This is a genomic window from Mucilaginibacter sp. CAU 1740, from assembly GCF_039839285.1.
Taxonomy (GTDB): domain Bacteria; phylum Bacteroidota; class Bacteroidia; order Sphingobacteriales; family Sphingobacteriaceae; genus Mucilaginibacter.
Window position 1 is genome coordinate 388,406 of the sequence record NZ_JBDOQS010000001.1, and the last position, 22,894, is coordinate 411,299.

Genomic DNA, 22,894 nt, shown 5'->3' on the forward strand with positions numbered 1-22,894 from the left:
GATGTGATAGCTATTTATTAATTCGGGCTAAACTTCGGTAACCGTTTTGCCGGTTGTAGTAGCCGTATTTTTGGTTGCGATTGTACCTACGTACCTCCACTCGGATTTTGCCTGGCCAGATGTGAATGATGCCATTACATATCCTTTTTGCGCGGCATCAAGGTATTGAAGGTCATTAATAAGCAAGGCGATAGCCTGTTGAAAACCCGCTACTGTTGCCGGGTTTGAACCGAAAATAGCTTCAAAACCGGGCGAAGAAACCGAAGCGGCGGCAAATTCGGCACCAACCCTGTGTCCGCCCACATCAGTTAAATCCGAATACCAGCCATTATGCGTATCCCCTGCCAGCGAAATAAGTTTTTTACCATTTGCGGCAGCAAATATCGCCTCACGCTCAACAGGGTATCCGTCCCAGGCGTCAAGATTATACGGCAGTACTGTGTTTACCCTGGCTTTTTCGGCAGTGGTTAATGTGGGGTCGTTTTGCAGGACGCGGGTTTTGATAGCCACCAATTGGGTAAGTGCTGTGTTAAATTGAGCTAATACCGCCGGAGTTGGGCTACCATTTGCAATTTGCGCTACCAGTAAAAGCAGTTCGGCAGGCATATACATTTTCCCCATCAGCACCTGGTTGCCCAGTACCTGCCATTTGGTTGTGCTGCCCGATAGTTTACCACCCAGCCAGGCTTTTTGTTCCTGCCCAAGCATTGTACGCTGCGGGTTTTGCCAGGCTGCTAAAAACGCGCTGGTATTTAAGCCGGTAGGGGTAAGGTAATCAGTATAGCTGAGTTGTTTATCCCTGCCCACAATGCGGGTATCCAGCATAATAAGGTTTACTATACCGGCAATTTCAAAGTTTCGATATATTTTGGCGTTATCCTGTACCCGGGCCGGTAAATATTCATGCCATACCTGTATAGCACTCATTTTACGGGTATTGTAGTCTCCTTCGTTAGGTTGATGATTTTGTGCGCCATCTTTATAAGCATCATTAGCCACTTCATGATCGTCCCAAACGCATATAAATGGTTTTAACTGATGTGCTTTTTGCAATTGTTCGTCACTACGGTATTGGCGATACCTTTCCCGGTATTCATCAAGTTTAATAACTTCTCCGGCTGGCTTGTGCGTACGGTTTAAGGCCGCTGTTGTTGAATTGGTGCCGTAACCACCTGCCTCGTATTCATAAATATAATCGCCTAAATGAACTACAAAATCAGCATCCGATTCGGCGACTGCCCCATATACATTAAATAAACCGGCCTGGTAATTAGCGCATGAAATTACTGCCATTTTTATTTCGTTGGTCTGACCTGCTGCTGGTAGAGTTTTAGTTTCGCCTGTTATCGAAACGGTTTGTGTTTTCTCGTTTCTAAAACGATAATAATATTTAGTATTTGATGTTAAGTTGCTTACATCAACGTGTACGGTGTTGTCGCTGTTGCTATCCACCTGTACCGATTGGCTTACTACCGGGATTTTAAAATCTTTGTCTTTGGCAACATCTAATAATATGACAGGGTTGCCTGTTTCCTGTTTTGCAGGCGTATAGCGGGTCCATAAAACCACTTTATCCGTTGTTGGGTCGAAGCTGGCAACTCCTTCGTTAAACCCCTGGCCTTCATAGTTTATTTTTTCGTCTTTTTTACCGCATCCGGTCAGGGCGGATGGTAATAAGATGGCACCGGCACCGGCAATCACAGAATTGCGGAGGAATTTTCTGCGACTTAATTTTTTAAGCAGGTTTTCGTTATTCATGTAAGGTTTTTCAGGGTAAGATATTACATTAACATTTATTAAATATAAGCTAATAGTGATTGTTAAATTAAGTTATTGGGTTAAGCCTACGTTATTGTGTACGATTAGGGGTAAATGTGAGAAATGCTGCCAATAAACTGTGAATCAGTTAACTGTAACGCAATCCGCATTACGGCTACAAACTCCCCCGGTTAGGCTACGTGCGGCCGTTGCCTGTTACCCAACTTTGTTGTATTCAAAATTTAAATACAAAATTATGGAACATCAAAGTGAAACACCGGGCACTGCAGCAGCACATAAAGTATGGTTTATAACAGGGGCATCGCGCGGATTTGGCCGTGTATGGACAGAGGCCGCGCTTAAACGTGGCGATAAAGTAGCCGCCACAGCGCGCAAGCTGGAAAGTATTACCGATTTCAAAGACAGATACGGCGATAATGTACTAACCCTTGAGTTGGATGTTACTAACGCCGATCAGGTTAAAACCGCTGTAGAACAAGCATATGCCCATTTCGGCAGACTCGATGTTGTGCTTAATAACGCGGGCTATTCATTAGTTGGCACGATAGAAGAGGCCGGCGCGGATGATATCCGTGCATTGTACGAAACCAATATTATAGGCCCCGTTGCTGTTATCCAGGCTGCTTTGCCTTTGCTGCGTAAGCAAGGCGGCGGGCATATCCTCGGTACTTCCAGCGGACTTGGGCATGTTACCCTACCGGTTATCGGCTACTATTGCTCGTCAAAATGGGCGTTCGAGGCCATTCACGAAAGTTTAGCCGCCGAAGTTGCCGCGTTCAATATTAAGGTAACCATTATTGAGCCGGGCGCTTACGCTACCGAATTTGGTAGCCAGGAATCATTAAAGTTTGCCGCCGGGCTTGATATCTATACCGATTTTAAAGCGAAATTTGTTGATGGCTTAAAAAACTCTGAACGTGGCGATCCCGAAGCTACGCCTGATGCTGTTTTCAAAATTGTTGATGCCGAAAACCCGCCACTGCGTTTGTTTTTGGGTAGCAACAATCTGCCTTGGGTACGTAAAGCCTATGCCGAGCGGCTGGCAAGCTGGGAAGAATGGCAAAGTGTTTCGAGTGCGGCACAGGGACAATCAAAATAAGTAACACAATAAATGATAGCCGGCAATTGTTTAATTATCGGCTATCATTGTATTAAATTGGATCTCATGAAAAAGGACGAAAAGGTTACCCATAAGTTTGATTCGTTGACCGAGGCGCACCGGGCCATGGGCTTACCCGCGCCTCCACATCCGCTTATCAGCTTGCTAAGCAGTGCTTCCTATCCTGGTATTGCAACCCGGCCGCCCGTAGGCACGCATGTGCTCAATTTTTACAAGATCTCTTATCGGCCTAAACTAAGCCCTAAATTAAAATACGGACAGGATTATTATGATTTTGACGAAGGAGGCCTGCTATTTGCCGCGCCCAACCAGATAATTGGCAGTGCGAGTAATGATGAGGATGATATTCGCGGTTGCTCGCAATACGCCGTGCTCATCCATCCCGATTTTTTGTGGAATTATCCGCTCGCTAAAAAGATCAAACAATATGGCTTCTTTTCTTATTCAACTAATGAGGCTTTGCACTTATCGGAAAAAGAAAAAACCATCATCATTTCTATTTTTAAAAATATAGAAGAAGAGCTGAACAGCCGGATTGATGATTTTAGTCAGGATGTGATCATATCACAAATAGAACTGCTGCTTACCTACGCCAACCGGTTTTATAAGCGCCAGTTCATCACCCGCAAAGCAGTAAACAACACTGTGCTACAAAACCTGGAAGAGATTTTAGATGAGTACTTTGCCGATGAAACTTCATTAAACAAGGGCTTGCCAACGGTTCAATATCTTTCGGATAAGTTGAATATTTCGCCAAGCTATTTAAGCGATATGTTACGTTCGCTCACCGGGCAAAATGCTCAGCAGCATATCCATAATAAGCTGATAGAAAAAGCCAAGGAGAAATTATCTACCACAGGTTTATCTGTAAGCGAAGTGGCTTATCAATTAGGGTTTGAGCACCCGCAATCGTTCAGCAAACTGTTTAAAACTAAAACTAACCTTTCGCCGCTGGAGTTTAGGAAATCGTTTAATTAGGGATGCGTAGATGCAAAGCATAAAAAAGTCGTCATTGCGAGTTACGAAGCAATCGCGAACTTTACAGGGCGGATTTATATATCCGCTCGGCTTCCGTGCGATTGCTTCGTAACTCGCAATGACAAGGGGGAAGTTTGCAAAAATTTAGCCCTTCGCCACCAAAGCCTCTCCCTCAAAAACAACTCCATCCCAACCCTGGGCCATAAATTGCCTGATGTTTTGGTGATCAGTTGCCTCTGGGGTTGCCAGTACTGCTTGGTAGTGCTCGGCAAAAAGAGAGAGCGTATCTTCTGCACTCAAGCCATTTATTTTGGCAAAGGTTAAAACTTTGGCGCTGCCCTGGTTTTGGGTGGCCTCGTTGTAAGCTTCGCCGTTTTTAAAAGCGGTTGGTTGGTGCTGATAGTAAGTTTCAATAAAAGCGATAACATCGCTAAAAACTATTTTATTTTCTTTTAAACCCGCAAGCAGATTAAGCAGCTGTTCTTTCATGTTTTAATAATATTGGCCGAAAATAGAATTACTCTTGTAATACTTCAACTTTTTGCACCGGCGATTTTACATTGGGCAGTAAACAAAGCATTAAAAATACCAATACCACACAAACCAATATGGCCGCAATGCCCGCGGTATAAGCAAGTTGCCAACCCTGGCGCGAAAAATAGAAAAAGATCCCGCCTATAATACTTATCCCCAAGGCCGAAGCTGTTTGCTGAAAGGTTGAGTAAACACCCGCAGCCGCACCAGCGTATGAGGCGGGGACACTTCTCAACGCTATGTTAAGTAGAGATGGTAACACCAGTCCGTTGCCAAATCCCCATGCGCCCATTAGTAGTATGATCACTACGGTATCAACGCCCGGTTTTAATAGTTGTATCTGAAGCAGAAAAGTAACTCCCATAAACAAAGTACCAGCCTGCAGCACCCGCTTCCCGAATTTGAGCATGAGTTTGGAAGCCGCTATCGAAGAAATAGTAAACAGCACGCCCGGCAAAATGAAATACAAACCGCAATTCATGGCCGATACACCCAGTCCGTTTTGCAGATAAACCGCGCTTAGCAGTAAATAGGATGTATGCAGCATGAAATGAAACAGCACGGCCAACAGGCCGATGTTAAAATCTTTTATCTCAAAAAGCCTTACATCAATAAGAGGGTTCCTGTTTTCGGCCAGTTTTTGTTTTTGATTGCGGATAAAGAAAGCGAAGATACCGAATGAAGCCACGATGAGCGCGATACTCCACAATGGCCAGCCTTTTTCGCGCCCTTCAATAAGTGGGTAGATAAGGCAGAATAAAGCCGCGGTAAGGATAGCGATGCCCGAATAATCAAATTTGCTGCCCTGATTGGCCTTGGTTTCGTTCACATATTTATACGTTGCCCAAAGTGTAGCTATGCCTATGGGGAGGTTGATAAAGAACACCAATCGCCAGCCATCAATAACCCAATGCGTATCTGAAAGGTAACCGCCCAATACCTGCCCGGTTACCGAAGCGATGCCCAGCGTAATGCCAAACATACCGATGGCTTTGGCCCGTTCTTTAGGTTCGGTAAATAATATCTGGATAAAGGCGATGGTTTGAGGCACCATGAATGAGGCGCTTAATCCCTGGAAAAACCGGGTAATGTTGAGCTGCAAAGCGGTAGTTGATAAACCACAAAGGCAGGAGGTTACGGTAAATGCCAGCATCCCCCAGAAAAACACTTTTTTACGCCCGAAATGGTCGCCGGCACGACCGCCTGTAATAAGAAAGGCCGCGTAACCCAACAGGTAACCAGCTATAACCAACTGCACCTCGGCATCTGAAGCGTGCACACCTTTTTTGATGGCGGGGATAGCCACGTTAATAATAAAAACATCGATAACAGATAAAAGCGGAGCCGATAGAACGATGGCCAGCTCCAGCCATTTATTGGTAGATTTCATTTTTAGATCAGTTTTTGAATTAGTTTTTTTGCCGTTTGCAGATCGGCAGATTGCTTGAATACCGAAGCTGTTGTTACTCCGCCTTCTATCATTAAAAAAATGGTTTCGGCCAGTTCGTCGTCGCTTAAAACTTGTCTATGGCCCGAATTTGCCACCAGTGTTTTGATATAGCTTTTAGCGTGCTCTTTGGCTTCCTGAACTTCGGTCAATATCCTTGGGTCGGCAGCACCGGCTTCGTTATTGGCCTTAATAAAAGGGCAACCTCCAAAGTCCCTGAATTGCTGCCGGGCATCATGATGATCAAACAGGGCGAGGAGTTTTTCTTTGGGATCGGATATCTTTTCGATGTCTGTTTCCAGCCTGTTATACCAGCTTTGATGTAAACCTTGCAGGTAGGCCACCATCAAATCGTTTTTTGATTCGAAGTGTTTGTATAGCGATGCTTTGGCTATATCGGCCTCTTCAATTACCTGGTTGATGCCTGTAGCGTTAAAACCCTGTTTATAAAATAACCGGCCTGCGGTATCAATTATTTTATCGGTTACAGCTTGTCCTCGTTGCTTTGTCATGAAACAAAGGTATATTTATAAATAGACAGATTTGTCTATTTAATGCAAGGATTATTTTGTAATGGGATTATGTACCTTTTCAACATCGGGCTATCTGTTTGCAAAAAGTTATCTTTGGATACGATGCCTCCCAAAATCAAGCATATTCCTGTAAACATTTTACCAGCCGGAACAAGGGAGGGGATATTTATTGCCCGCGCATCGTTCAACGCCTCACCCGATATTGAAGAAACGGGAAAATCGCACCGGGATAACGGTCACCTTTTCATTTTACAGGAGGCCGGAACTACACATATCGAGATAGATTTTCAAAAGCATAAAATAGAAGCATCATCGGTTATTTATATCCATCCCAGCCAGGTGCACCGCTTAATATTGTTTGAAAACGCAACCGTTAGCAGCTGTATCATCACCGCCGAAAACCTCAATCCCGCCAACCTGCAATTATTGGAAAGCCTTAACCCTGTAGATGCGCTGGCGCTAAACCCGGATGCGTTGACTATCATTTCAGAAACGGCCACCCTTTGCATAAAACTCGCTGAACGTAAACAGGAGCGGTTGTACGATGCCATCCTGAAAGAAAGTTGTAACGTGTTTGTAAGCCTGATCGCCTCGCAATATCTGGAGCAGGCCAAACCGTGTGATAGCCGTTCGCGTTTTGAGGTTGTAACCAAAGCGTTTAAATCGCTTTTGGAGAATAGTTTCGCTTCCATTAAAAGCCCTGCAACTTATGCTGAACGCCTTAACATCTCTACCCCGTACTTAAACGAATGCGTTAAAACTGCTACCGGCTTTCCTGTTTCCTATCATATACAACAACGTGTAATACTGGAAGCCAAACGCTTGTTGTATCATTCGGATAAGTCAGTAAAGGAGATAGCTGTTGATCTGGGCTATGATGATTACTCGTACTTTACACGGTTGTTTGTTAAGCTTACGGGGATAACGCCCATCGCTTTTCGTGATAAAAACCTCGATTAGTCCTATACTCACTATGTATTGCCATTGGTAGGCCCCGGTATGAAACGTTCCTTTGTATCAATTTAAATAGATACGAAATGGGAGCAGGAAATCTGATAGAAAATAAAAAAATAGCCATTGTAGGCGGAGGTCCCGGCGGGTTAACGTTAGCCAGGCTGTTACAAATAAAAGGTGCTGATGTAAAAGTTTATGAGCGGGATTTTAGCAAAGAAGCCCGTGTACAGGGAGCTATAGTCGATCTGCATTTTGATTCTGGCCTGAAAGTTATTGAGGCCGCCGGATTGCTGGACGCCTTTAAAGCCAATTACATGCCGGGGGCCGATAAATTCCGGATGGTTAACGAGACCGGAAAAATCCTTTTTGATGAACGCAATGAAGCAGGTGATGCCAGCTTTGGTGACGAACATTTCAGACCGGAAATTGATCGTGGCGCGCTAAGAAATATTTTGCTGGATGCGCTACTACCCGGAACTGTTGTTTGGGACAGCCAATTGGCAAGTATGGAAGAGTTGGATAGCGCATGGCTACTTCAATTTAAAAACGGCACTACCGCCACGGCCGATCTGGTTATTGGCGCGGATGGCTATCGCTCAAAAATTCGCCCGTACGTAACCGATATTAAAGCGCTTTATTCGGGCGCGAGTATTATTCAGGGCGAGATCGATCAGCCGGAAAATGATTGCCCCGAGTTTTACCAGTTGCTTGGCAATGCCAATTTAATTGCCATGGGCACCGGAAAAACCATTGCCGCGCAACCCCGGGGCGACGGCGGCCTAACGTTTTACGCATCATCATTATATCCCGAAAACTGGATCGAAACCAGCGGGATCGATTTTAATAACAGCGAGGAGGTATATGCTTACCTGGTTCAATTTTACGAAGGATGGGCACCTGTGTTTCTTGAACTTTTTAAGGCCTGCAAACAATTTACGCCAAGGCCATTAAATTATTTCCCGCACGATCAATATTGGGACGCGAAGCCCAATATTACCCTTATTGGCGATGCTGCCCATTTAATGCCGCCATCGGGCGAAGGCGTTAATACCGCCATGCTGGATGCTTTGGATTTGAGCGAGTGCATTACCTCCGGTGATTTTGACTACTTGCAGGATGCCATAGCCGCGTACGAAGAAAAAATGCGTGCAAGGGGGGCTATTTTACTGGAAGAAGCGCTCGAAGGTATCACGGATTTTTCCTCTCCTACGGATGAATCGATCAGAAAGCTTATAGAACAGTTTAGCCAGAAAGGCTAAATAAAAAAAGCCTCATGTTGCAACATGGGGCTTTTTATTTATTGGAGAATAAGGTACTGTCAATAATCTACCCCACGTGTTCAGGTACACCATTCGGATCCATCCATACAAACTCCCAATGGTGACCGTCAAGGTCGCCAAAACTGTGTTGGTACATAAAGCCGTAATCGGTAGCCGGGTTAGGGATGGTAGCGCCCGCTGCTTCGGCTTTGTTTACCATTTCATTAACGGCATCTTTGCTATCGGCCGAGATACAGATAGAACATTCAACAAAGTTGTGGGCATCTACAATTTGTTTCTTGGTAAACGTTTGGAAAAAAGTTTCGGTAAGCAGCATTACGTAAATGGTATCGCTGATGATCATGCAGGTTGCTTTCTCGTCGGTAAATTTAGGGTTGAAAGTATAGCCGAGTTTGGTAAAAAACTCTATCGATCTGTTAAGGTCTTTAACCGGTAGGTTTAAAAAGATTTGAGTTGCCATAATTGTTTTCTGATTTGATTTATTCAAAGGTACAGGAACAACACTTACGCGCTAATGTGCAAAAACGACAAGTTAAGGGGCCAATCGCGACTTGATAAATGAGTTACGGTCAACTGATTTCACATCAATTAATTTCCTGTTTTTAAACTGGCCGATTGTAAATGTCAAATAATTTAACCCGACAAGCGCAACCAAAGCAATATATCAGCGTAATACCTGCGCGGATTATTTAAAAATTAAATTATTATTTTAGCCTGCACTATTAGACGATGGTTAAAAAAATGAATGCGGTTTGGCTTAGGCTAATAGGTGGTCGTTCTGACTTTGCTTTAGAAAGCAGGATATTTCACTCCATAACGGCGGGTTTAATTATACTTGCTGCTTTTTATGCTCCCTATAACTTTTTTAGTGGCTTATATGTTGGCTCCTTATCTGCCCTGTTGTTGGGCCTGTTTTTCGGCTACCAGTACTACAACTCGCGTTTTAATAACAAGCAGCACAGCAGTTTTTTATTCGGCATAACTGGGATTGTTGTTTTTTCGGTTAACTATTTCGCCAATTCTGGTATTAATGGCTCTACCGATATCATATGGCCGGCTTATCTGCTGCTAATTTTTGCCATTTCCCCTTATCGGCAACACCTGTATTGGCTAATTGCTTATATCATACTTTTCCTCATTTTACACCTCGTTGCCTACTATAATCCGGGGCTGGTTAAACACCCCTTTGCTGCCGGAAAAGGTGAACTTATCGATAGGGTTACGGCATTCCCTCTACCGGTAGTTACCATTTATATCGTTATAAAATATCTGCGCAAAAACTACGATAAAGAACGAGTAACCGCCGAGGAAAAAGCCGTAGCCATTGAGGCGAAGAACCAGCAAATATTACAACAAAAAGAACAACTTGAAATAAGCGACGCTGAAAAGAATAAACTAATGTCTATCATATCGCATGATATGCGGACACCTTTACTTAACATACAGAGCTACCTGCAATTATTAAATGGTAATGATTTGGAGCAGGCCCAGCGTACGGTGATCGAACATGAACTACTTACCGCCACCGATGGCGCTATGGATATGCTCACCAATTTATTGTTGTGGTCAAAATCGCAAATGGAAGGGCCAACTGTTGATCTTTTACCGATAAATTTGCTTGCTGCATTAAAATCAACGCTCGATATGGGTGCCATGCAAGCCGAAAGAAAAGGCATATCGCTTATATGCAATATCGCAGAAGGCGTAGTAGTAACCGCCGACACAAATATGTTGCAAATAGTAGTGCGTAACCTTATTAGCAACGCTGTTAAATTTACTCCAACAGGCGGCGCAATTAAAGTAAATGCACAGCCGGTTGGGAACGAATGTAAAATAACCATTAGCGATAACGGCAAAGGGATAGCCAACGATAAACAACAAAGCGTATTTTCAATTAACGCCATACCCGATTTTGGAACGAATAATGAAAAAGGTGTTGGCCTTGGGCTAACCCTGTGTAAAGAGTTTATTGAGCGCCAAAACGGAAGGATCAGTTTTGAAAGCATTCCTGGGCAGGGTACCAGCTTTTTTGTGTTTGTGCCAATGGGGAAATTGTAATTTCGGCAAAACAAAAAAGCCTCAAATCTTTCGACTTGAGGCTTTTTACTTTGTAGCGGGAGCAGGACTCGAACCTACGACCTTCGGGTTATGAGCCCGACGAGCTACCAACTGCTCCATCCCGCACTGTTTTGATGCTGCAAATGTACAATAAGTTATGACAGCGGAGTGTAAAAATGGTTTTATCTCATTAACATTCGCTTAACATGCTATTGGATAGGGTATTAATTTTATTGATAAATATCAATTTGTTTCTTACCAAACATCAATGTGTAGGTTTTTGCTGTGCTGCACCTTTGTAATGTTCTGAACGATGAACGTACAGGGCCACAAAAGCACAACAAAATGAAAACCGCAAAACAATTATTATTGGGTTACCTCGAAAACGTTAACAACCCGGATATAGCTATTGAACTTTTTGCCGACGATGCCGTATTTGAACTTCCTTACCTGGCAAGTTTGGGTTTGCCATGGCAGTGGAAAGGAAGAGAGGTGATCTACAACTTTCTTAAAAATCTGCCTAAAACATTTGGCAATTTCCATTTTCAAAACATCCGCATCCATATTGATACGCCCGAACAAGCCTTTGGCGAATATGATGTAGATGCGATAGCTAACTCAACCGGCAGGCCTTACCCGCAAACTTATATGGGCCGTGTTGTTGCCGAAAACGGAAAGATCAAGCTCATCCGCGAAGCGTTGGATATGGCTTTGGTGGCTAAAGCCATGTTCCCGGATGGATTGGAGCATTTAGCTAAATGATTTTGCTATCCGTTATTTCAGATAAAAACTGGTCGGCATCATCAACAGACATCAGGATCTGGCTGGTGCTGATTGGTTTTCTGTATAAACGCTCTATGGTTACCGGGGTGTTAAATGTAAGCAGCGCGTTGTAGCTGTTTTTCATAATGCCTCCTTTAAAACACCCTTCTGCTGGTTCAAAGCTATCTTTTACTTTTTCGGCCGTAGTGATATTATCTAATTCAACAAGCGCGCGCCAGCGTAAACCGGTACGGAGTAAAGCCCTGTTCTCCATCATCAAAACCGGACTTTTTACCAGCGCTGAAAAATCGCCGGTTATAAAAATGGTTCCGTAAATACTTAGTATAGTTACTATGTTGGCCGCTATATGGCTGTACTGCATTAAAAACAAATGGAAAGCTACCATCTCGATAACACATACGGCCAATATCACCCCAAACAAAGCAGCATACCCCGATTCTTTATGAACACTAAAGCGTTTATAGTCCGGCAATGCCGCTCGCTCTTTTTTAAAGCAAAGCAGCCCGAAACGTAAAATAGTTACTTCCGAAGCCATGATCTTCACGGCTACACCATCGCCCATTATGGCTGCCATGCTTTTGTGCAGGTTGAAAGCCACATCCGGAAATTCGGCCTGTAGTTTCCTGTATTCTTTTTTGATATGCCTTATTTTACTGATGCAATAAATAAGCATCCCCAATTCTAACCCCGCAGTGAATTTTCTTAGCTGAATAATGTAGCTACGCTGATGAGCAGGCAATATCAAATAGGCCACGCCGCAACAGCAGGTAATAACCAGCATTATTCGCCATGTTTTTTGTTTAAGCGGGCGGATTATTAACAGGTAATAGGCTACGGGAAAGGTAATTACCAGGTCCATCAAAAAGCCGGTCGCCACAATATCGGTTTTGGCCGGTGTTACATTGTGGATCAAAATAAGCCCTGTAATTAAAATGGTGAAAGCTATGCCGATGGTAAACCAGATGTTTTTATGGACGACTGAAACAGATAAGGTCATGGTAGTTTGGATTAGATGGAACGTGATCAAATATAGGTATATCGCGCCGTGAAATGATTTTCTGCTACCGTTTTTCCATTAAATAAACTACCTTCGTTTTATATAGCACGGGGTGCTTTAACCGCAGGGTTAAGGCTGAGATAATACCCGCACAACCTGACACGGATAATACCGGCGTAGGGATGCACTGGCTTAATTAGTTGGTTTATGGCGTTTGCCGTTTATTGATATATGGCCTTGTTTCTGTACCGGTACGCCTGTGCAGAAACAAGGCTTTTTTATTTAATGAACTAAACAAATGGAACCAGAAAACAATTTTGGCCTCGTAACCCAAAGCCTTACTAACTGGCAGGGCCGCAAAGAGTGGTTTTTTAACCGCGAACACACCGATACTTATGAGCAATGGTACGAGGGCCGCTACAAACGCGCCGAAGTATGGCAAAAAAAGGTAATGTCCCAGCTGCTCGGCACCGATCCCCGCGTTAAAGAACTGCTTGAATTTGGTTGCGGCACTACCCGCTTTACCCGCTGGTGGCACGAAATAGGCATCGACGCCACGGGCGGCGACCTATCGCCCTTTATGCTTGGCCAGGCCGTACATCTGTTTAAAGGCGACCTGGTAAACGCCGATTCGCATTTTATGCCTTTTAAAGATCACACTTTTGATGCCGTTGCCTTTATCACCACGTTCGAATATTACCGCGACCCGGTACAGGTGATCCGCGAGGCGGCGAGGGTTGGTAAACACGGCATCGCCTTCGGGATGATGAACAGGAACTCGCCCAAAGTATTGCGCCGTCGGGTGCAGCAAATGTTTGGCAAAAATCCGTTTTACGTTACAGCCACGTTTTACACCCCGGCCATGCTCACCAAAAAAATTCACGAAGCGTTAAAAGGTCGCCAATATAGCCTGGAGTGGACCTGCACCGGTTTGCCCGAGTGGTTCCCGGTACAGCAATGGAGTGTACCCGCAGGTGATTTCTTCGGACTGTATGTTAAATTTTTGGATTAATACAGCCGATGTCACTATCAGGAAAAATAACGGGCGAGGGTTTTGAGCACATCATCCTGCCCCGGCGAGGGCGCCAGCGTGATGAGGTTTTAAGTGGCCCGGCTTTTGGCGTTGATGTATCGGTGATAAACCTGCCAAATGGCTTAGGGCTGGCCCTTACCAGCGATCCGCTGTCGCTCATTCCATCATTGGGTTTGCAGGAATCGGCATGGCTATCGGTGCATTTAATGGCCAATGATATGGCTACCACAGGCTTCGCGCCGCAATACGCGCAAATGGTGTTGAACCTGCCTCCTGGTTTAAGTCAGCAGGATTTTACTACTTATTGGGATCATATCCATCGCTATAGCGATCAAATAGGCGTGGCTATTACCGGTGGGCATACCGGCAGCATTGAAGGTCAAAATTCAACCATTGCTGGCGGAGGTACGATGCTGCTCACCGCACCGGTTGATGAGATCTTGTTAAGCAAAAACGCGCAACCCGGAGATGTGATCATTGTAACAAAGCAATGTGCCATGTCATCAGCGGCCATATTAGCCATGAGCTTCCCGCAGACTGTTAAAAACAAGTTGGGCGAGGAGGTTTATCACCAGGGCTGCGAGTTGTTTTATCAAACCTCATCATTAAAAGACGGCCTTACAGCGGCAGGCATTGGCAAGCGTTTTAACAAAGTTACCGCCATGCACGATGTTACCGAAGGCGGCGTTCTGGGTGCTGTTTATGAAATGGCTATTGCATCGGGTAATGGCGTTGTTGTTAATAACGATCTGCTGCCAATTGGCGATGTGCAAAGCCAGATCTGCGGGCTGTTCAGTATCGACCCCCGGTATTGCATCGGCGCGGGGGCTATGGTCATCGCTGTAAAAGAAGAATGGGGCCAGAACGTGCTGCAACGTTTAAATGAAAACAACATACCAGCAACCATCATCGGCCATTTTACCGAAAAACAAAAAGGCTATGCACTCATCGAAAATGGCGAGGAAAAACCGATGCCCTACTTTAGTAAAGACCCTTATTGGGATGCTTTTTTTAATGCTTACAAAAACGGATGGAAATGATGGATAAACCTTATAAAATTACCGGCGGCGTTTACCTGGTGATAAACCCTGCTATTGATGAAGATAAGTTGCTCAGTAAATTACAGGCTGTTTTATCTGGTGGTATCGAGGTGGTACAGATCTGGAATAACTGGTCGCCCGGTGCCAACAAACGGGCGCTGATAGAAAAGGTAGCTGCTTTATGCAAGCCACACCATGTGCCCTTGCTTATTAACCAGGATTGGGTATTGCTGCGCGATGTCCCAGCTTTGGATGGTATTCATTTCGATACGGTTCCGGCTTCGATATCCCTTATTCGGGAAACCGTTAGCCGTTCATTTATCAGCGGTATTACTTGCTCCGGAAGCCTTGATACCGTAGCCTGGGCCGAAGATAACGGACTGGATTATGTATCCTTTTGTTCTATGTTCCCGTCATCATCGGCAGGGAGTTGTGATATAGTTACGCCGCTTACCGTAAAGCGGGCAAGGGCGCTTACCGCTATGCCATTATTTGTGGCCGGAGGCATCACCCCGCAAAATATCATCAGCCTAAAAAAGATCACCCCGTTTGATGGCATCGCTGTAATATCTGGCATTATGAGCGCCGATGATCCAGAACAAAAAGTTAAACAATTTAAACTCGCGCTAAGCGCTAACCCCACTCAACATGCAACTCAAAACCATTAATAAACTCTGCTGTCCCTTTGATAAAAGCGACCTCGACTTGCAGGTATTAGCAAAAGATACTGAGCAAAATATTATTGAAGGAATTCTTACCTGCACCAGCTGCCAGCGTAAATACCCTATTGTTTACGGCGTCCCCATTATGGCCCCTGATGAGTATCGACAGATGCAGTTGGAGCAGCCTATTGTTGAAAAGTGGAAGCTGGAGTATGATTTGGTTGATGTGAAATTACTGCCGTAAGGAGTGTGTTAAAAAACGTCATTGCGAGGTACGAAGCAATCGCGAACTTTACAAGGCGGATTTGCATAGCCCCTCGGCTTCTGTGCGATTGCTTCGTGCCTCGCAATGACGATGTTGTTACTTAACCAAGTTTTCACTCATCAATTCGCCACATCATTATTCTCAATTCCCGTCCTGTTTTTGTTGATTCTATCCTTTAATCCACCAAAATTATAATTAAGGCTGATATTGAATGAGCGGTAATAGTTAATGCTTTGATAGGTTTGGGTAAATTGCGGCCCGAAGGTTTTGCTTATGCTGGTGCGGTATTTGGTAAAGGGGTTTTTAATTCCTCCGGAGATGCTAAACTTGTTTTTAACAATATCCTTATTGAAATTAAAGGCACTATAAAAATAACCGTTGGAGTAGCCTTGCAAGCCAGTAGGGTTACGACTGCGTACACCAAGATCTGCATTTAAAGCCCAGCCATGGTCAAGGCGCACTACGTTTGATAGGGTTGCGCCATACATCAATTGGTTATTGCTTACGGTTTTACCATCGGCCTGCCCTTGCAGCCATAGTTGCATGATATTGCCGTTAACGCTTACATTGTAAATTTTAGTTACCGGATAGCTAAAGTTGAAATTAACACCCGCGCTTTGGGCTTTGCCGGTGTTTGCATAGCTTATTTGCGTAACCTGGGTAACGTTGTTAAAGTTCACCACCTGCACATCCAGGTTGTTCATGAACGAATAATCAAAGCCGATATTCACCGATAGCTTTTTGTTGCTGTTGTAACCAAACTGGATATCGTTCAATAAAACTGGCCTTAGGTTGGGGTTGCCGGTAACTTCAAAGTTAGGGTTAGAGCGGTCTATATAAGGGTTTAACCTGTTGATGCCGGGCCGCCTGATGCGTTGCGAAAAGCCGAAGTTGATGCTGCTTTCGTTTTTAAACCTTTTGCCTATGGAGATAGAGGGGACTACATTTAAATAATTTTGACTGGCTATAGATCCGGTGGTCATGAAATTGGCGCGGATCACAGTTTCTTCCGCCCGTACACCGGCATTAATATTCCAGCTGTTTAAATTTACCTGGTACGAGTTATAAGCGCTGAATACATTTTGTGTATTGGTGTACGCGTTCGATTGCTCGGCGTTGTACTCGTAAAAACCAGTAGCATCGTTCAGGTTGCTGTACTCAAAATCGCTGCTGCTGGTTCTGAAAATAGCTTTCAGACCAGCATCTATCATTACCTTATTTATAGGCGTAGCGAAATCAATTTGCGCGGTATGTTCATTAAACTTCTGTTTATCTATCTGCCTGAAATTAGGGGTGGTAAAATTTAACCGGTCGGAAAAATCGATATTGCTGGTGCGGTTATCACCTGCTCCGCTGTACTGGTACGAGAAGGTGAGTAACCTATTTTTTACCCCTTTAAACCCTAATTCGTAATTAATGCCCGCGTCTATGCCATGGTCGGTACCGTGGTTGTCATTCCGAAAGGTATATTGTTGGGGCTGACCGTTCCCGCTTAAAAGCGACGATTGGCCACTATGGCTATTATTACGGTTGCTGTTATAATTAAACTGGGCGGTTAACAGGTGCAGGGTATCTATCTGCAAACTCATTTCTGTACCGAAGTAGGCCGTTTTGTTGTTTGAGCGTTGATAGCCTTGCTGCGTAAGCGCGTTGCCACTGGTATCAACACGGTTATTATTATTATAAGTTTCGGGAGATTTATTGATACTGCCGCCACTAAAAGCCGAGATCCCAAACTTCCCTTTTTTAGCCGTAAAGGAAGCGCCAACACCCGGGCCACCAGTAGGCAGACTTTCATTAATGTTTACAGTGCCGTTTAGGCCGTCGTTTATTTTTTTACTGGTGATGATATTTATAATACCAGCCAGGCCATCGGCGTCATATTTAGATGGCGGTGTGGTGATCACCTCTATGCGCTCGATGGTTGAGGCGGGGATGCTTTTTAAAACTGCTTTCAGGTTGTTTTCCAAACTGCCGGAAGGCTTGCCATTAATGAACACCTTAAAGCTTGAATTACCTTTCAATAACAGGTTATCATCGCCATCTAACGAAAGGTAAGGTACTTTACGCATCATGGTTAAAACATTGTTGCCTTTACTTTCCGGGTCGGCTTTCAGATCATAAATGATCCTGTCGGCCTTTTGCCTGATGATAGGCCTCTCGGCAGTAACGGATACTTCCTTTAGCGTGGTCATGGCATCGCTTAAGTAAATAGGCTTCAACTCAAGCGTTTTTTGTTGTGCGAGGTCGATGGTTACAGTTTTGGTTTGATAACCTATCGCGTTGATGTATAGCGTGTATTTTGATGCCGGTATTGAAGCAAAGGTGAATGAACCATCATCTTTAGTTACGGTAACTTTAATAGTTTCATTATCGGCACCTTTTAGCCTTACGGTGATTAAAGGCAGGGTTGCTTTACTTGCCGAATCGGCTACGGTGCCTTTTATGGTAGATGTGATTTGGCTATAGGTAATGATATTTTGGGTGAGCAACAGAGCGATCATAATGATAAGCCGTATTGCAAATTGTTTAGTTTTCATGTTTGTGAGGTGTTAGATTTTTTAGGCAAAAGGGTTCCCTAAGGAGGATTTCTCCCTTAAAAATTTGGTGAAGCAGGCGGCTAAACCACCTGCTTAATGCAATAAATTAATGTGTGATCATTTAAACCTTGCGGCGGCGCAACAGGTAGTAGATGAGGAAACCGGCCGAGATAAAGATCATTTCAACGCCGTAAGGTACCGGAGAATCTTCGGCGCTGTATGGGATAAATTCCATTACTACAAAGCCAATACCGGCGCAAAGCAGAATGAGTCCCCATTTTAAAGCTTCGTTGCCCGAGCCTAATTCGGCTAAAAATTTGGTGCTGTTTTCGTCGAGTTGCCCTGCATCAATAATGCGTTTTTTTAACCTGTAATTGTAAAGGGCAAGTATGAAGATGGCTATCAGTATAAAAAATACGATAACTACTATAAATGGCATTAACTGTTTCATGATGTTGTATGTTTAAGTTATTTGCTACAGTAGTCAGCACTTAGGCTGCCCCGGTTGCAATTATTTTAAAATATTTTTTATTTCTTTTTTGCAACCGCCAAAGCACATATCTTGACTACTGTTATATGTTTAATGAACAAGAGGTAGTATCCAAAATATTGAACAAAGATATGCGGGCTTTTGAGCTGCTGGTAAAGCAGTACGAAAAGCTGGTTTTCTTTGTGATACACCGCCTTGTTCAGGACAGGCAAAACAAAGAGGATATATGTCAGGAAGTGTTTATTAAAGTTCACCAAAACCTGCACCGGTTCCAGTTTCAATCTAAACTATCAACCTGGATAGCGCGGATAGCTTATTTAACCGCTGTAAACTATTTAAAAAAGAACAAAAACAATTCTCCTTCCGAATATCCTGAAAATATTGATCACTATCATTTTACTGACCAAAACCCCGAGCAGGAACTGATAAAGAAAAACACCGCGGCTTACGTTAACCTGCTTATTGAACAAATGCCGCATCAATATAAAACGGTGCTCACGCTTTACCACCTTAACGAGTTTTCGTGTGCCGAGATAGAAGAAATTACCGGGATACCCGAGGGCACGGTAAAAAGCCATTTGTTTAGAGCGAGGAAATTGCTGAAAGAAAAAATTGAAAAAGATTTAAAAAGAGAAAATATATGAAAGAGCTGGATGACGATGCACTACAGGAATTGCTGAACGGCGGCCTGCTTCCGGACGATGAAACGCTTTCGGATAATGATCAGGCAAACCTGCAAGCCTATCAAAGCTTGTTCACGGCGCTTAATACCGAACCTGCCGAGGGCTTACCAATGAGCTTTGCCGCCAACGTAAGGCGCGCGATACAGGAACAGGCCGCCCGCAAAAGCGATATGCGTTTTAACATACTGGCGCTGCTTTTATTTTTGGTTGGATTGGCCGTGGCCTATGGAATGCTGGCACTCATCAGCCCGGAAAGTGGGGATATGTTTTTAACTGCCGTTGTTGGTTATAAATGGGTATTGCTAACCATGGTTGCAGGTTTTGTGGCCTTTCTTTTTATCGATCAGCGGTTGGCGAAAAGAAGTTATTAGAATTGATTTTAGCGTGCTACTGTTTCTGTTGAATCCGGAGTTGTAGCATCTTCCTCTTCAACCGGAACTTGCTCTTTAAACACGCGGATGGTTTTGATATACCTGCGTTGATAAAGATCATTCATGGTAGTTACGGTAACACCATTCTCCGCACCCGAGGTAGAATGGATAAATGCCAAAGGCTCGCCCGGTTGCGATATTACAATGCCAATGTGGCCTGCACTATGATAATTATGACTGCGGGTACCGGTAAACAATATCAGATCGCCAAATTTGGCCTCACTAATATCGATACCTTTTACCGGTTCAAAATCTGACGAGCTGCGTGGGATGGAGATCCCAAAGTGACTGAAAACATAATTAACAAAGCCCGAGCAATCAAACCCTCTTTCCGGATTGGTTGATCCATAGCGGTAGCGGATACCTTTAAGGGTTTGTGCAAACTCAACCAACTCATCGGGAGTAGTTTCGCCGGTTTCGTAATTGGCCTCCACTTCGGCATAATGATGCCTTACACGTGAGTGCTTATGTGCCTTTACTGATTTAGTTGCTTTATGTTTTTTGGATGTTGCATGATGCGCGGCAGGCTTTACCGGCTTCGAAAATGATAAAAAAGCAATAAGAAGGAGCTTGGAGCCAACTACAAAATGCATTTTGTAATGATAGGCAAAAAGTTTTCAGATTGCCAGTAAAATGTAAAAAAGGTTATTAACATATGTTGTTAATAACCTTTTTTACAGGATTTTCTAAGCTTTTTTCTTCACCAAATACTTTTTCCTTAACCATTCCCTAACTGGCTCGTCATACAATTTTAAACAGGCGTAAGCAATCGCTATGCTCGACGCAACCAACACAGCACCCCATTGCAAGCCATAACTCATTGGTATTTTATTATCAACTACCCAGGCGGTAAACCAATAAATAAGCGGGTAATGGGTAATGTAAATAGGGTAGGAGATATCGCCAAAAAACTTACATACTTTATTAGCGAAGTTGCCTTTTATCTCACCTCCAGCACCAATAGAAACAATAAGCGGGAACACTAAAATGATACAAACTGATTCATAAATACCATTCATCCAAAGATGCTCAGGGCCACCAATGCGAGGGATAAATAAGGTTAATGCGAGCAAAATGCTGCTAACCGTAAATGCCGATTTAACGCGGACCAGTTTAGCCGTGCGGCAAAGCAGCATACCGGCCAGAAAGGGGTATAACAAACGGGTAAAGCCAATGTTCAACTGTTCGGCGTTAACTGTCCAGCCGCCTATCACATCGCCGTTTGGTCCCCAAACTTCGTAACGGATCAGTAAAATGGCCGATAGAACAACAAATATGGTTAGCACCGTATTTGAAAATCTACGGATAAAGAGTGCGTACAATATATTGGCTACGTATTCAAAAAATAACGACCACGCAGGTCCGTTAAGCGGGTGCATTTCCTGCCAACCGCGGATATCCATCGAGGGCACGATCGGGATCATGGTACAACCGATCAGCATGATCAACAGCATTTTCCAAACCGGGGTGGCAGCGATAGGTGGGAATAACCCGCCTGCCTGTAAATAGAAAAATATCGCGCCTATTATTGACCCCGCTATAACCATGGGCTGCAAGCGGATGAGGCGGCGTTTGTAAAAATCCCATTGGGTCATTTTGCCCCACCTGTCATCATAAGCATAAGCCACCACAAAGCCAGAAAGCAAAAAGAAAAAATCGACAGCGAGGTAACCATGGTTAATGATCTGCGCGAAGCGGCTGCCGCCGTTAAAGGCTTCAAAGGTGTGAAATATTACAACAATGATAGCTGCTACGCCGCGTAGCCCGTCGAGGATTTTATAATGGCTTTTGGTTTCGAGATAAGCAGGGTTTTGTGACATTACAGGATTATAAAGTATTTAAGCTAATTGGGTTTATTACCCGGAATAGTCAATACCGGGCAGCTAAATATGCTTTAAATAATCAGAATATACAAGGAGTTGGCTTTTGAACCCGTTATTTTTTAGAAAGCTCTTTCCTGATCCTGCTTAATGATGTATCCGTTATCCCCAAAAAGGAAGCGATATGCTTTAAGGCTGCATGCTGAAAAATATGCGGATAGTTGGTGAGCAGGAAGCTATACCGCTCTTCGGCCGTTTCGGTGATCTGCATCAGCATCCGGGTTTTCAATTGGGTGTAGCCTTTCACCAATACCGAGCGGCCAAACTCCCTGAAATCGGGCGAGGCATGGAACAGCTGGTTCAGTTGCTCGTAAGTGATATACCAGCCTTCACAATCCGTTAGCGCCTGGATGTTCTCTTTAGAGCGGATGCGGTTAAAAAATGAGGATACCTCGAAAGCCAGTTGCCCGGCCGAGCAAAAAGCTGTAGTTACTTCATTGCCATCAATATCATGCGCGAAACCGCGCATATAGCCTTTTTCTAAAAACAGGTATTCATCGCATATTTTTCCTTCCGTAAGCTGAAACTGATTTTTAGCGAGACTTTTATAGGTAAAATGGTCGGCTATTTCCTTAGCGGCCGACATGGTGATCAGGTTACTGCTGTGCAAAAAAGCTACGAGGATATCTTTGTTCATGAGTTGATAGGTTAAGCAGGTGAATCGCTGTTTTCAAAAAATAATTACGAATTAGGAGGCACCTACGGAGCCAAACCTCTTTTTCTGTTTTCTACAAATATGGTACTCCTACGGAGTTTCTGTAATTTATCTTAAACTCCGTAGGAGTACCATGTTTATAGTTTTAAAATAAACCTGTATTTGGCTCCGTAGGTGCCTCCTTTTTTGCCGGTAGCTTAAATATCGCTAACATAATTATATCCTTTTCAAAAATAGGCGGATTTGGCAAAAATAATACCCAAGGGGTGCTTTCTTGCCAAATGGCAAGAGTATTGGCTCAAATACGCTGCAACTTTGCTTCCATAATAAAACAAATAAGATCATGGAAAACCAGAAAAACACCCTCCCCGACTTTAGCACCCCTACAACCAAAATATTAGCCATTGGCCGTTGGACAGAAAAAGGCCTCATAGCCGAAAATAGGCTTCCGGTAATGCCTAAAGAAGTTCCGGCTACACTTAGCCTGTATTTAACCGGAGTTATGGACGCATGGTATGTAAAACCCGACCTAAGTGGCGTAGTATTTATCATCAACACATCAGAGGTTAATACCGCACATGAACTGTTGGAAAAACTACCCCTTGGCCAGGCTGGCTTAATGGAATTTGATTATATCCCTTTAGGCCCGCTTAGTCCGCTGCGTTTCCTTTTACCAAAAGAGACAGCCGCATAATTTATTTTGAACCGGAGCGAAAGCCGGTGATCAAAATAGAGAGCTTCCCTTAATTAAG

The 22,894-nt window shown here is 43.9% G+C and carries 24 protein-coding genes, 1 tRNA gene and 1 riboswitch; of the genes, 13 read left to right on the forward strand and 12 right to left on the reverse strand.

Translation table 11 applies throughout. The features are described from left to right. Positions 1-27: 27 nt before the first annotated feature. Positions 28-1,758 (reverse strand): alkaline phosphatase D family protein, encoded by a 1,731-nt coding sequence (locus AAFN85_RS01770; protein ID WP_347525235.1) that lies wholly within the window; start codon positions 1,756-1,758, stop codon positions 28-30. A gap of 256 nt (positions 1,759-2,014) precedes the next feature. Between AAFN85_RS01770 and AAFN85_RS01775 the strand changes: the two genes are divergently transcribed. Beyond that, positions 2,015-2,878: an SDR family NAD(P)-dependent oxidoreductase gene (locus AAFN85_RS01775; RefSeq protein ID WP_347525236.1), complete on the forward strand. Its 864-nt coding sequence runs from the start codon at positions 2,015-2,017 to the stop codon at positions 2,876-2,878. Positions 2,879-2,944: 66 nt separating this feature from the next. Next, complete coding sequence (locus AAFN85_RS01780) at positions 2,945-3,877, forward strand: helix-turn-helix domain-containing protein (protein WP_347525237.1); 933 nt, start codon at positions 2,945-2,947, stop codon at positions 3,875-3,877. 144 nt (positions 3,878-4,021) lie between these two features. Here the strand turns inward: AAFN85_RS01780 and AAFN85_RS01785 are convergent, their stop codons facing one another. Genes AAFN85_RS01785 through AAFN85_RS01795 form a run of 3 tightly spaced genes read right to left on the reverse strand, consistent with a single transcriptional unit; the run spans position 4,022 to position 6,370 of the window. Beyond that, entirely contained in the window at positions 4,022-4,366 is a 345-nt protein-coding gene (locus AAFN85_RS01785) for a HopJ type III effector protein (RefSeq protein WP_347525238.1), read from the reverse strand. A 28-nt stretch (positions 4,367-4,394) separates the two neighbouring features. Further along, positions 4,395-5,801: an MFS transporter gene (locus tag AAFN85_RS01790; protein ID WP_347525239.1), complete on the reverse strand. Its 1,407-nt coding sequence runs from the start codon at positions 5,799-5,801 to the stop codon at positions 4,395-4,397. A gap of 2 nt (positions 5,802-5,803) precedes the next feature. Continuing rightward, positions 5,804-6,370 (reverse strand): TetR/AcrR family transcriptional regulator, encoded by a 567-nt coding sequence (locus AAFN85_RS01795; protein ID WP_347525240.1) that lies wholly within the window; start codon positions 6,368-6,370, stop codon positions 5,804-5,806. A gap of 123 nt (positions 6,371-6,493) precedes the next feature. Between AAFN85_RS01795 and AAFN85_RS01800 the strand changes: the two genes are divergently transcribed. Beyond that, on the forward strand, positions 6,494-7,351 hold the full coding sequence (locus tag AAFN85_RS01800; RefSeq protein ID WP_347525241.1) for a helix-turn-helix domain-containing protein: 858 nt from the start codon (positions 6,494-6,496) through the stop codon (positions 7,349-7,351). A gap of 77 nt (positions 7,352-7,428) precedes the next feature. Further along, the gene (locus AAFN85_RS01805; RefSeq protein WP_347525242.1) at positions 7,429-8,604 is read left to right on the forward strand and encodes an NAD(P)/FAD-dependent oxidoreductase; all 1,176 of its coding nucleotides are present in this window, start codon (positions 7,429-7,431) and stop codon (positions 8,602-8,604) included. Positions 8,605-8,671: 67 nt separating this feature from the next. Here AAFN85_RS01805 and AAFN85_RS01810 read toward each other — a convergent pair whose 3' ends face one another. Next, positions 8,672-9,085: a VOC family protein gene (locus tag AAFN85_RS01810; protein WP_347525243.1), complete on the reverse strand. Its 414-nt coding sequence runs from the start codon at positions 9,083-9,085 to the stop codon at positions 8,672-8,674. Positions 9,086-9,354: 269 nt separating this feature from the next. Here AAFN85_RS01810 and AAFN85_RS01815 point away from each other — a divergent pair, with 269 nt between their 5' ends. Then, complete coding sequence (locus AAFN85_RS01815; protein ID WP_347525244.1) at positions 9,355-10,683, forward strand: HAMP domain-containing sensor histidine kinase; 1,329 nt, start codon at positions 9,355-9,357, stop codon at positions 10,681-10,683. Between the two features lie 53 nt (positions 10,684-10,736). Here AAFN85_RS01815 and AAFN85_RS01820 read toward each other — a convergent pair. Beyond that, positions 10,737-10,809 (reverse strand) — tRNA-Met (locus AAFN85_RS01820). Positions 10,810-11,028: 219 nt separating this feature from the next. Here AAFN85_RS01820 and AAFN85_RS01825 point away from each other — a divergent pair. After that, a complete protein-coding gene (locus AAFN85_RS01825) occupies positions 11,029-11,445 on the forward strand; it encodes a nuclear transport factor 2 family protein (RefSeq protein WP_347525245.1) in 417 nt (138 codons plus the stop codon). On the opposite strand, the gene AAFN85_RS01830 is transcribed toward AAFN85_RS01825, so the two are convergent. After that, positions 11,438-12,463 (reverse strand): hypothetical protein, encoded by a 1,026-nt coding sequence (locus AAFN85_RS01830; RefSeq protein ID WP_347525246.1) that lies wholly within the window; start codon positions 12,461-12,463, stop codon positions 11,438-11,440. The two genes, AAFN85_RS01825 and AAFN85_RS01830, sit on opposite strands and share 8 nt — an antisense overlap. 98 nt (positions 12,464-12,561) lie before the next feature. Further along, positions 12,562-12,663: riboswitch (TPP riboswitch) on the forward strand. A 98-nt stretch (positions 12,664-12,761) separates the two neighbouring features. Between AAFN85_RS01830 and AAFN85_RS01835 the strand changes: the two genes are divergently transcribed. Genes AAFN85_RS01835 through AAFN85_RS01850 form a run of 4 tightly spaced genes read left to right on the forward strand, consistent with a single transcriptional unit; the run spans position 12,762 to position 15,442 of the window. Then, positions 12,762-13,475 carry a class I SAM-dependent methyltransferase gene (locus AAFN85_RS01835; RefSeq protein WP_347525247.1) on the forward strand — a complete coding sequence of 238 codons (714 nt, stop codon included), beginning with the start codon at positions 12,762-12,764 and terminating at the stop codon, positions 13,473-13,475. 8 nt (positions 13,476-13,483) lie between these two features. Then, the gene (locus tag AAFN85_RS01840; protein ID WP_347525248.1) at positions 13,484-14,536 is read left to right on the forward strand and encodes an AIR synthase family protein; all 1,053 of its coding nucleotides are present in this window, start codon (positions 13,484-13,486) and stop codon (positions 14,534-14,536) included. After that, a complete protein-coding gene (locus AAFN85_RS01845; protein WP_347525249.1) occupies positions 14,533-15,204 on the forward strand; it encodes a thiamine phosphate synthase in 672 nt (223 codons plus the stop codon). The genes AAFN85_RS01840 and AAFN85_RS01845 overlap by 4 nt, the downstream gene beginning before the upstream one ends. Then, entirely contained in the window at positions 15,185-15,442 is a 258-nt protein-coding gene (locus tag AAFN85_RS01850) for a Trm112 family protein (protein WP_347525250.1), read from the forward strand. Before AAFN85_RS01845 ends, AAFN85_RS01850 begins: the two co-directional genes overlap by 20 nt. Positions 15,443-15,582: 140 nt before the next feature. Here AAFN85_RS01850 and AAFN85_RS01855 read toward each other — a convergent pair whose 3' ends face one another. Then, on the reverse strand, positions 15,583-18,003 hold the full coding sequence (locus tag AAFN85_RS01855) for a DUF2012 domain-containing protein (RefSeq protein ID WP_347525251.1): 2,421 nt from the start codon (positions 18,001-18,003) through the stop codon (positions 15,583-15,585). A gap of 121 nt (positions 18,004-18,124) precedes the next feature. Further along, a complete protein-coding gene (locus AAFN85_RS01860; RefSeq protein ID WP_347525252.1) occupies positions 18,125-18,454 on the reverse strand; it encodes a DUF6249 domain-containing protein in 330 nt (109 codons plus the stop codon). Between the two features lie 125 nt (positions 18,455-18,579). On the opposite strand from AAFN85_RS01860, the gene AAFN85_RS01865 reads away from it, so the two are divergent. Together AAFN85_RS01865 and AAFN85_RS01870 are read left to right on the forward strand one after the other, a co-directional pair. Further along, a complete protein-coding gene (locus AAFN85_RS01865) occupies positions 18,580-19,137 on the forward strand; it encodes a sigma-70 family RNA polymerase sigma factor (protein WP_347525253.1) in 558 nt (185 codons plus the stop codon). After that, positions 19,134-19,547, forward strand: a complete 414-nt coding sequence (locus AAFN85_RS01870) for a hypothetical protein (RefSeq protein WP_347525254.1) — start codon at positions 19,134-19,136, stop codon at positions 19,545-19,547. The genes AAFN85_RS01865 and AAFN85_RS01870 overlap by 4 nt, the downstream gene beginning before the upstream one ends. Before the next feature lie 8 nt (positions 19,548-19,555). On the opposite strand, the gene AAFN85_RS01875 is transcribed toward AAFN85_RS01870, so the two are convergent. The 3 genes from AAFN85_RS01875 to AAFN85_RS01885 form a co-directional block, all read right to left on the reverse strand. Next, entirely contained in the window at positions 19,556-20,200 is a 645-nt protein-coding gene (locus AAFN85_RS01875; RefSeq protein ID WP_347525255.1) for a C40 family peptidase, read from the reverse strand. Between the two features lie 93 nt (positions 20,201-20,293). Continuing rightward, positions 20,294-21,427: an acyltransferase gene (locus AAFN85_RS01880; protein WP_347525256.1), complete on the reverse strand. Its 1,134-nt coding sequence runs from the start codon at positions 21,425-21,427 to the stop codon at positions 20,294-20,296. Positions 21,428-21,542: 115 nt separating this feature from the next. Then, a complete protein-coding gene (locus AAFN85_RS01885; RefSeq protein ID WP_347525257.1) occupies positions 21,543-22,124 on the reverse strand; it encodes a Crp/Fnr family transcriptional regulator in 582 nt (193 codons plus the stop codon). A 361-nt stretch (positions 22,125-22,485) separates the two neighbouring features. On the opposite strand from AAFN85_RS01885, the gene AAFN85_RS01890 reads away from it, so the two are divergent. Continuing rightward, on the forward strand, positions 22,486-22,836 hold the full coding sequence (locus AAFN85_RS01890) for a hypothetical protein (RefSeq protein ID WP_347525258.1): 351 nt from the start codon (positions 22,486-22,488) through the stop codon (positions 22,834-22,836). Positions 22,837-22,894: the final 58 nt, after the last annotated feature.